This is a genomic window from Streptococcus sp. HMSC034E03 (genome assembly GCF_001811505.1).
GTDB lineage: Bacteria > Bacillota > Bacilli > Lactobacillales > Streptococcaceae > Streptococcus.
Genome location: NZ_KV804993.1, coordinates 30,343 through 30,758, shown reverse-complemented (window position 1 = coordinate 30,758; position 416 = coordinate 30,343). Strand labels below are relative to the sequence as shown.

1 pseudogene is annotated in these 416 nt (G+C 32.9%); it reads right to left on the bottom strand.

Annotated features, from left to right (window positions below):
• Positions 1-331, bottom strand: a pseudogene (locus HMPREF2805_RS07195) (ISL3 family transposase); the annotation flags it as partial.
• Positions 332-416 lie beyond the last annotated feature (85 nt).

Below are 416 nucleotides of genomic sequence, written 5' to 3'. Positions count from 1 at the left end.
GCAATTTTTTGATTGATAATACGAGGGATTTGGTGATTTTTCTTGACGAGAGAAATCTCAGCGACCATCATTTTTGAGCACTGATAGCGCTTAAAACGACGCTTTTTAAGGAGGATTCTGGTAGGCATACCAGTCATTTCAAGGTAAGGAATTTTAGATAATTTTTGAAAGTCATATTTCTTCATTTGACTTCCTCAATTAGGACAATATGGCGCATTATAATCCAGTTTAGCGATGATTTCTTTATGTGTTCCAGAATCCACATAATCCAGCTTATGATTTTCTTGTCTTAAATTTCGAGTAGTTTTGTGATAAAATGTAATTGTTCCATATGATTCTTACTAATGATGGTTTTGTCGCTTTTCATTGTAGGTCATATGGAAATTTTTTCTACAACAAAATAGGCTCCATAATAT